This window comes from Synechococcus sp. EJ6-Ellesmere, from assembly GCF_024345875.1.
GTDB classification, from domain to species: domain Bacteria; phylum Cyanobacteriota; class Cyanobacteriia; order PCC-6307; family Cyanobiaceae; genus Regnicoccus_A; species Regnicoccus_A antarcticus.
Genome location: NZ_JAGQBY010000127.1, coordinates 1 through 8,961 on the forward strand (window position 1 = coordinate 1; position 8,961 = coordinate 8,961).

General features: G+C 63.2%; 8 protein-coding genes. 4 read left to right on the plus strand and 4 right to left on the minus strand.

Going from position 1 to position 8,961, the window contains the following annotated elements; translation table 11 throughout:
• Both KBY78_RS13130 and KBY78_RS13135 read left to right on the plus strand, forming a co-directional pair.
• A partial coding sequence (locus KBY78_RS13130; protein WP_255143954.1) for a S8 family peptidase occupies positions 1-1,915 on the plus strand: 1,915 nt, incomplete at its 5' end.
• Between the two features lie 306 nt (positions 1,916-2,221).
• Positions 2,222-3,334 carry a hypothetical protein gene (locus KBY78_RS13135; RefSeq protein WP_255143955.1) on the plus strand — a complete coding sequence of 371 codons (1,113 nt, stop codon included), beginning with the start codon at positions 2,222-2,224 and terminating at the stop codon, positions 3,332-3,334.
• Here KBY78_RS13135 and KBY78_RS13140 read toward each other — a convergent pair.
• The 4 genes from KBY78_RS13140 to KBY78_RS13155 all read right to left on the minus strand — a co-directional run bounded on the left by KBY78_RS13140 (position 3,322) and on the right by KBY78_RS13155 (position 5,606).
• A complete protein-coding gene (locus KBY78_RS13140; RefSeq protein ID WP_255143958.1) occupies positions 3,322-3,879 on the minus strand; it encodes a CDP-diacylglycerol diphosphatase in 558 nt (185 codons plus the stop codon). The genes KBY78_RS13135 and KBY78_RS13140 overlap by 13 nt on opposite strands.
• A gap of 267 nt (positions 3,880-4,146) precedes the next feature.
• Complete coding sequence (locus KBY78_RS13145; protein ID WP_006170702.1) at positions 4,147-4,368, minus strand: hypothetical protein; 222 nt, start codon at positions 4,366-4,368, stop codon at positions 4,147-4,149.
• A 19-nt stretch (positions 4,369-4,387) separates the two neighbouring features.
• Positions 4,388-4,696, minus strand: coding sequence for a chaperone modulator CbpM (locus KBY78_RS13150; protein ID WP_006170701.1), 309 nt, complete (start codon positions 4,694-4,696; stop codon positions 4,388-4,390).
• Complete coding sequence (locus tag KBY78_RS13155; RefSeq protein WP_255143956.1) at positions 4,689-5,606, minus strand: DnaJ C-terminal domain-containing protein; 918 nt, start codon at positions 5,604-5,606, stop codon at positions 4,689-4,691. The genes KBY78_RS13150 and KBY78_RS13155 overlap by 8 nt, the downstream gene beginning before the upstream one ends.
• 120 nt (positions 5,607-5,726) lie before the next feature.
• Here KBY78_RS13155 and KBY78_RS13160 point away from each other — a divergent pair, with 120 nt between their 5' ends.
• Positions 5,727-7,394 carry an ATP-dependent DNA ligase gene (locus KBY78_RS13160; RefSeq protein ID WP_255143959.1) on the plus strand — a complete coding sequence of 556 codons (1,668 nt, stop codon included), beginning with the start codon at positions 5,727-5,729 and terminating at the stop codon, positions 7,392-7,394.
• A gap of 329 nt (positions 7,395-7,723) precedes the next feature.
• On the plus strand, positions 7,724-8,506 hold the full coding sequence (locus KBY78_RS13165; RefSeq protein WP_255143957.1) for a GDSL-type esterase/lipase family protein: 783 nt from the start codon (positions 7,724-7,726) through the stop codon (positions 8,504-8,506).
• Positions 8,507-8,961: the final 455 nt, after the last annotated feature.

Consider the following 8,961-nt stretch of genomic DNA (forward strand, 5'->3'; position numbering starts at 1 on the left):
CACCCAGGTCTTCCTGGATGATGTGAACGATTTCCTCTTCAACAGCGCCAAGCGCGTGCGCATGGTGCAGACGGTCAAGGGCCGGGTGACCACCGGCGGTGGCCCCTTCGTGGTGATCGGCCACAGCCAGGGAAGCATGGTCACCTATCAAGCCCTGATGGAGCTCGGCGCTGAGCTGCCCGTTGATCTCTTCCTGACCATCGGCTCACCCCTGGGGCTGCCCCAGGTGACCGACGTGCTGCACAAGTGGCATGGCAAAAAGCTGCCGATTCCTGCTGGCGTCAAGCGCTGGGTGAACCTTGCCCAGGACGGCGACATTGTCGGCCTGGATCAGAGCCTGGCCGATGAGTACAGCGCCAGCGGCAAACCCGCCGTGGCCGATGAACGGGTGAAAGGCATCGTCTGGCCGCCCAGCAAGGCCCACTCCGCCAGCCGCTATCTCTCGCGCCGCTTCACCCAGGAAACGGTGATGGGGGCGGTGGACCGCTCCCGCTTCCAGCCGGTCAGCCCGATCACCGTGGCGCGCAACCTGGCCGATTCCCTCGATGCGGACGCCACAGCGCGGGTGCCCGTGTTGATCGAACTGATCGACCGCCCCAGGTTGACCGGCAGTTCGGCAGCGGCCCCGGGAGGGCCTGAAGATTCCATTGAGAGTGCCAGGGACAAGGTGCTGGGCTGGATCAATGAAAACGTGCTGAAGGATCCGATCACGGCCGACACGGTTCACCTGGAGGATCAGCTGGATCGCTACGTGGCGGTGAATCTGACCCGCGCCGAGGTGGAAACCCTGGCCGCTTCGCTGAGCCAGCACTACGGCATCGCCTCCCCGGCGGTGTACCGGATGTTCAGCAACAGCAAGAAAAAAGCCCTGATCAGCGAGTCGATCCATACGGTGCAGGCCCGCACCGCCCAGCTGGGGTACAACGCCTATGGCCAGGGGATCACCTGGGCCGTGCTCGACACGGGCATCGACCGCCACCATCCCCATTTCCACAACCCGCTCTTCGCCCCCGGGGGAACGATCGCCGCCGAGTGGGACTGCACCGAGCGGGGGCCGGTGCTGCCCGGCAGCGGCAACGACGCCAACGGCCACGGCACCCACGTGGCCGGAGTGATCGCCGGGGGGCTGCAGGCAGTCGGCAGCCCGACGGGGCCGGACCTGCTGGCGATGGCGCCGAAGGCCCGGCTGGTGACCTACAAGGTGCTGGCCGACAACGGCAGCGGCTACGACGCCTGGATCCTCAAGGCCATCGACCACATCTGGACGCAGAACCAGAACGGCCGCCGGCTGGTGATCCAGGGGGTGAACCTGAGTCTGGGGGGCGCCTTCGATCCGGCCAGCTTCGGCTGCGGCGATTCGCCCCTGTGCGCCTCCCTGCTGCGGCTGGTGCGCCAGGGGGTGCTGGTGGTGCTCGCGGCAGGCAACGAGGGCAGCGGCGACATCGTGGTCGACGGCTTCAGCTCCACCCGCTCCTTCGACCTCTCGATCGGTGATCCGGCCAACCTGGAGGAGGCGATCGCCGTTGGATCGGTGCACCCAACCCTGCCCCACCGCTACGGCACCTCGTACTTCTCCTCGCGGGGCCCCACGGCCGACGGGCGTCTGAAGCCCGACGTGGTGGGCCCTGGGGAGCGAATCCTGTCGTGCCGCAGCAGCAGCGACCCCAACCGCAGCGCCGAGCGCGACCGGGGCAAGGGCGTCGATGAGCTCTACATCGCCCTGTCGGGCACGAGCATGGCGGCGCCCCACATCTCAGGCCTGTTGGCCGCTTTCCTGTCAGTGCGCAGCGAGTTCATCGGCTACCCCGACCGGGTGAAGCAGATCCTGCTGGACCACTGCACCGACCCCAAGCGCGACCGCTATCACCAGGGTGCGGGCCTGCCGAACCTCTCGAAGATGTTGCTGGAAACGTGAGTCCTTGCTGAGACTGCGGAGGATCAACCAGTCGGCACCGACAACCGCATCCCTTCTCAGCCAAAGAGGAAGGGTTTCGCAACAAGCTTGACAGCGAAGAGCCCAGATTCCGGGGTCGAAAAGTTGCTTGTCCTGCTGAATCCTGAGCAGAGGAGGAGCGAGGCATCACCTCCCTGTCAACTCAAGAATTCCAGTATGTTGCAATACAAAAGCTTATCTGATTGCCAACAGGATTCCTTTTGAATATTTTAAGGTTTCTTGGCCTGTAGATTCGTGGAACGAATTATTTCCCGGATCCTTCCCTCCATGCTGCACGTCGACATCCCCACCCGCGCCGAGATCGAAGCACTGATGCTCCATCACGGCCCGGCCCGGGTCAGCCTGGTTCTGCCCACCACACCGCTGACCCAGGAGGCCCAGGCCGACCGCATCGCTCTGAAAAACCTTGCTGGCGAGGCCATTGAGCAGCTCGCCGCCCACGACAAGCGTGAGGTGCTGGTCATCGAGGAGCTTCTCCACGACCTCATCGACGACGATGACTTCTGGGAGGTCCAGGCCAACAGTCTTGCGGTCTTTGTTTCGCCGGAAGGCCTGCGCAGCTTCCGCCTGCCCAACCACCTGAAGCCCACCGTGGAGGTCAGCGACCGCTTCCACGTCCAGCCCCTGCTGCGGGCGGTCACCGTGCCCCAGTCCGCCTACGTCCTGGCCCTGGCTCAGAACAGTGTGCGGCTGGTGGCGGTCTCCTCCGACCTGCCGGCCGTCGAGATCAAGTTGAACGGCATGCCGAAAGATGTGGCCAGCTCGGCCAGGAAGGCTTCAATCAGGGACCGCTCGCCCAGCGGTCGTCTCCAGGGTTCCGAGGGCATGAAGGTGCGTCAGGCCCAGTACGCCCGCAAGATCGATCAGGCGCTGCGGCTGCTGCTGGTGGGCCGGGAGACCCCACTGATTTTGGCAGCCAGCGAACCAATGCAGTCGATCTACCGCGAAGTTCAGTCGTATCCGCACCTCGCACGGGCTGTGATCCTGGAGAATCCCGAAACGCAGAGCGATGCCGATCTGGCCGCAAGTGCCCGCGCCATCCTTGATGAGCTGTTCCGGGATGAACTGGCGGAGATCCAGTCCCTTTACACACTGCGCGCCAGTCAGGGTCGGACCACATCCGATCTGGCCCAGGCGGCCCGGGCAGCCACCTATGGCGCGATTCAACTGCTGCTGATCGACATCGACGATGTGACCCCAGGCACGATCGACGACGAAGGGACAGTGACCTTCGCCGATGGCCCAAGCGCCGAGAGCTATGGCATCGTCGATGAAATCGCCAGCCGTGCCCTGGTGATGGGCGCCAAAGTGATGGGTGTGCGCAAGGCCGACATCCCTGGTGAAGCCAGCCTGGCGGCGATCATGCGCTACCAGTTCTGAGTTTCGACGAGCCACCCAGCCCGGATCCTGACGTGCTCGGCTGTGGTGACGGTGCCGTGGGACAGCTTGATGGCAGCCACCCCCTCCGGCAATACGGGAGTGTCGGTATCCAAAGCCGTTCGCCAGGCAGGGCGAAGCTGGAGGATGTGAACATGCAGTTGATTCTGACTCCGTGCCGACGGGGGATTGATCAGCAGGGCGATGGAATCCTCACTGGGGAGATGCACCTTGGCAACAGTCCAGGCAAAAGGCCAGATGGCATCCGGACGGCTTGGATCTTCCAGCCCGGTGAGTCTCTGGCGCGGCAAGGCCAAGCCAGCCACGAAACCAGGTTCACAGCCACAACTGTAGGAGTTGCGGATGGCCACAAAGCTTGGCGTCAGAGCCCAGACAACAGCTTGATCCGGCTCGCAACGATCATGACAGCAGGACAGAATGAAAGCAGGGCACTTACAGTAATTTCCCGTATTTTCTGGAGGCAAACAGGACTCAATAATCCTCCAGAGTGCATCTGAAGAAGGTCTTCCCTGTTGAGCAGCAATCACCAAGGGAGGCCACGGTAAGAGAGCCACAAGTGATGAGCCCACAAGACTCACCAACAGGTGCTTCACCCAGTTGGACCGGTGGACGTATGGGAGATCGCAGAACCGAAGCACCAGCTCAGATCAAACTCTTGCTGTTCTCGAGCAACAGCTCACACAGCGGCCCATGGGGCGTGAAGGGGGAGTGATGTGGGTGATGCCGCAGCGCAGGACGTGAACTCCCCAAGGCAGCGTGAACCTCGTACCGCTCCTCAGCCTGTCGGCAAAGAGTCAGTCGTTAAGTAGATCGAAGATCGCCTTCTGCAGATCTTCCGACTGCTCCAGTTGATCGAACACCCAGGCCATCGCCGTGGCCGGTTCCTTGAATCCCAGCTCGGAGCAGAGCCTCTGGATGATGGACGAATGCTCCATATAAAGGGAGAGATCGCTCACCTTCTGCACACTGAGGTGCCGGGTGGTCAGCGATCCGGTGGTGAGATCTGAAGCCTCCATGGCAACGGCCGTCCAGGCCTCATCGGGGCAACAGGCACTCTAATTCCCGCAGCCGCTGCTCCAAGGCCTCGATTTTCTCCAGGTAGGTGAGAGCCAGGGCCATGCCGGGAGGGTTGAGCCCGAAGGTGTCCCGCAGCTTCACCGCCCTCCGCGCCTGATGGACCACCCGGGTCTGGAAGCTCCAGCCCGTGGCGCCCTCCCTGGTTTCGAACACGCCGAACTCCACCAGCTCCACCAGCTCTTCATGGGCCAGCCCTGAGGCCGCCAGCAGCTCCGCTGATTCCACCGGGCTGTCGGCGTCCACGGGGATCAGGAGGTCGTCAGGCATCGGTCGTCCCTCCGGTGAACTGCGGACGGGGCTGGAAGGTGGACGCCGTCGCCAGCTCACGATAGAGCTCCTGTTCACGCTCGCTGATCTGCGTGGGCATCACGATCTGCAGCACGGCATAGAGATCCCCCGCTCCCTCGCCACGCTTCGGCAGCCCCTTACCGGCCAGCCGCAGTTTCTGGCCCGCCTGCGCGCCTGGCTTCACCGTCACCCGCACGCGGCCATCGAGGCTGGGCAGCTCGATCTGGGAGCCGAGGGCCGCCTCCCAGGGAGTCACCGGCAGCTCCAGATAGAGGTCATGACCCACCGGCCGGAACAGCTTGTGCGGCAGCACCTGGATGTGGAGGTACACATCGCCATCAGGGCCACCGCCGCTGCCGGGACCGCCGCGCCCAGGGATGCGCAGGCGCTCGCCATCGGTCACGCCCTGGGGGACCCGGATGCGCACACTGCCGCCGCCCGGGCGCTCCAGGGTCACCTGGCTGCCGCGGGAGACCTCGTCGAGCGTCAGCCGGGCCACGGCCTCCACGTCCTGGCCGCGGATCGGGAAGTCCACACCTCCCGCCTGGCGCCGTCGCTGGGAGCTGCGGAATCCCATCTGCTCGAACAGCTCGGAGAGGTCCACCTCCTGGTGGGCCTGGCCCTGCCAGAAGCGTGTATCCCAGTCCGCCGGCGGCCGGAACTCCTCGCCGGGGTCATGGCGGCCCAGTTCGTCGTAGGCCTGGCGCTTCTCCGGATCGGAGAGGGTCTGGTTGGCCTCGCTGATCTCCTTGAAACGCTCCTCAGCACCCGCCTCCTTGGAGATGTCGGGGTGGTACTGGCGAGCCAGACGCCTGTAGGCCTTCTTGATCTCCTCCTCACTCGCTCCCCGCTCGATGCCGAGGGTCTCGTAGTAGTCCTTGAACTTCATCGGGCTGTCACAGCGGATGGCCGCAGGGCCTTGGCCCCCATCCTCCCGCGGGCGGCAGTGCGGGAGCGATCGGCCACGGCGCTTGCCAGGGTGAGGGTTGAACAGCTCGAGCGGCCGCCCATGCGCGACTTCTGCGCCCTCTATGAACAGCTGGACCGCAGCCCCGGTACCCGTGCCCGGGTGGCGGCGGTGGAGGACTACCTGAGAACGGTGGATCCCGCCGATGGGGCTTGGGCGCTCACCCTGCTGCTCGGCAAGCGGCGCAAGCGGCTGATCACGGGCCGGCGGCTGCGGGAGATCGCTCTGGCCGCCTCAGCCCTGCCGGAGTGGTTGTTCGACGACTGCCACACCCAGGTGGGCGACAGTGCCGAGACGATCGCCCTGCTGCTGCCCCAGCTGAAACTGCCCGAGGCCGAGGTGATCGAGCGGCCGCTGGCGGAGTGGATGGGGGAGCGGCTGCCGGCGATCGCGGCGCTGGAGCCCGCCGTCCAGGCCGAAGCCGTGCTGCATGCCTGGGCCAGCCTGCCTCCGGGCCAGGCCTTCCTGTTCAACAAGCTGCTCACCGGTGGCCTCCGGGTGGGGGTGTCCACGGGCCTGGTGACCCGGGCCCTGGCCGGGGTGGCTGGGCTGGAGGAGGCCGAGATCGCCCAACGCCTGATGGGGGGCTTTGAGCCCACGCCCGACGCCTTCCGCAGCCTGCTCGCCCCTGCGGCGGAAGGGTCGGCGGTGCCGGCAAGCCGGCCCTTCCCCTTCTTCCTGGCCAGTCCGCTCGATCCGGCCCAGCTGGAGGGCTGGGATCCCAGCCACTGGCGGGCGGAGTGGAAGTGGGATGGCATCCGCGGCCAGCTGATCCGCCGCGCCGGCACCAGCTTTCTCTGGAGCCGAGGCGAGGAGCTGGTGAACGAGAGCTTTCCCGAGCTGGTGAGCCTGGGGGAGGCCCTGCCGGAGGGCACCGTGCTCGACGGCGAAGTGATCGTCTGGGATCCCAGCGAGGAGCGTCCCCACGGCTTCGCGGCCCTGCAGCGGCGTCTGGGCCGCAGGAGCGTGGGAGCGAGCCTGCGCCGCCAGTGCCCGATGGCCTTCGTGGCCTACGACCTGCTCGAATCGGCAGGTGCCGACCGGCGCGACGAACCGCTGCAGCGGCGCCTGGAGCGGCTGGAGGCGCTGCATGATGCCGTGGCCCGCAGCGATCACCCGGAGCGGCAGCGCCTGCGCGGCTCAGCGGCCGTGCCCCTGGGCAGCTGGGAGGAGCTGGAGCGGGAGCGCGGCCGCGCCCGCGACGTGGGGGCCGAGGGGCTGATGCTGAAACGTCTGGAGTCGCCTTACCGGGTGGGCCGCCGCCGGGGCGACTGGTGGAAGCACAAGCTCGAGCCGATGGAACTCGATGCGGTGCTGCTCTACGCGCAGGCGGGTAGCGGCCGCCGCGCCAACCTCTACACCGATTACACCTTCGGCCTCTGGGACACCACCGCTGACGTGGCCAGCGTGGGCGGCAGCCCACGCCTGGTGACCTTCACCAAGGCCTACTCCGGCCTCAATGACGGCGAGATCAACGAACTCGACCGCTGGATCCGCCGCCACACCATCGAGCGCTTCGGGCCGGTGCGGTCGGTGGAGCCCCTGCAGGTGTTCAACCTCGGCTTCGAGGGCATCCAGCGCTCCTCGCGCCACAAGAGCGGCCTGGCGGTGCGCTTCCCGCGCATCCTGCACTGGCGCCGCGACAAGCCGGCGGCCGAGGCCGACAGCATTGGCAGCGCCCTGGCCCTCCTGGTGGAATCGAATCAATAGGTGGAAGGTGTCGAAGAAGGCCGCTGATCCAGTCCTGACCGTGACAGCCAACTCGATCCACTACCCTGACGATCCATGAAGCCCGTGGAATGCGACCATCGCTGGCTACGATAGTCTCATCAGATACATCCACGTTTCCGAACATCGATTTACGGCTTAACATGCGCAAATCATTGCTCGGATCTCTGATATCCCTAAATCTTGGAGAAAACATGACTACAACATCAGGATTGGAGCGTTTCATCAGATCCTTGCTCGCACAGTCAGGCAATAGTCAGCTTCTTCGACAACTCTTCCCCGGCCAGTCTCCAATGATCAGAATCATGCCCATGGGCGATTCGATCACGGCTGGAACAGAGCCAGGTGGCTACCGAGCCCCTCTGGAAAATCTGCTTGAACGTCAAGGCTATCAATTTGATTTTGTCGGGGAACAGATTATTGATGACGATCCTAGTCGTGACCCCAATCACTGGGGAAAATCCGGCAGAGGAATCGCCCGAACCGACGAACCACTTGCTGATAAGACATATGTTTCGCTTCAGGCCAACGAATCGAACGAGGGCTCGATTCGCGATGGACTCCTGAGTGACCTAGATCTCGCAATCTCAACCACATATTTCTCAGACGTCATCACCGATCGCAATATTGTGCTGTTAATGCTGGGGACGAATGATCTGATTCATCAAGTCGTCGGCACCGAATTCGGCGCCTCTCCCGCTGGTGATAAGAACAATGACGCTCAAGGCGAACAACAGGACAAGCTGGCCGAGTCGGCTTTTGACCGCTTGACCTTCTTTATGAACAGAATGGATCAAGAAGCAAATGCTTCTGGACTAGAACTTGACGTCATTGTTGGCACCATCCCAACAGTTAGCGACAAATGGAAAAAGGATCCAATTAGCAATGTTACTAGAGATGAGATCCTTCAATACAATAACCTAATTAGGGATGAGCTGTCAAATCGTTCTTTCCAACAGCTGACGGTATCCGTTGTCGATCAGTTCACCGCAATCGGTTCATCACTTTCCGATGGTCTTCATCCCAATTCTGAGGGCTACGCCGCAATGGCCCTGACCTGGCTTAACGGGATCGAACAAGTTCTAATCACCTGAAGACTGTTCGCGAGTTACCGGACATCACCTTCCCAGCCAGAAACGTTAATCCACACTATTGTAATAGTGCACCACTGAAATGACATACTGATTCGCCTTGCAATTCAATTGCCCACAAGTTTTGTCATAGATGTATCGCGAATCATCGGCCTAGGCTCGCTTCAGATAGGATCACTTCAGAAAGTCTCCAATTAGGGCTTCCTGGATATCACTAGACCGCTTGCAGTGCAGTGGATCTGGGCACTTCTATGGCGGTATAATGTGCGCAAATCGGCTGGATTGAGCCGAAAAGCTGCACCAAGTATTCCCCATGTACCGCCCCAATGAACAGGGCCTATTAAAAGTCTGGCCCAGTAGGCCTGGCTGATCCTGTCAGCATGGGATTCGGTCCACGGGAATGGTCCTTTTCCCATGCCCGTCTCTTCCGATCCAGGCCAGCTTGACGCTCCTGCCGA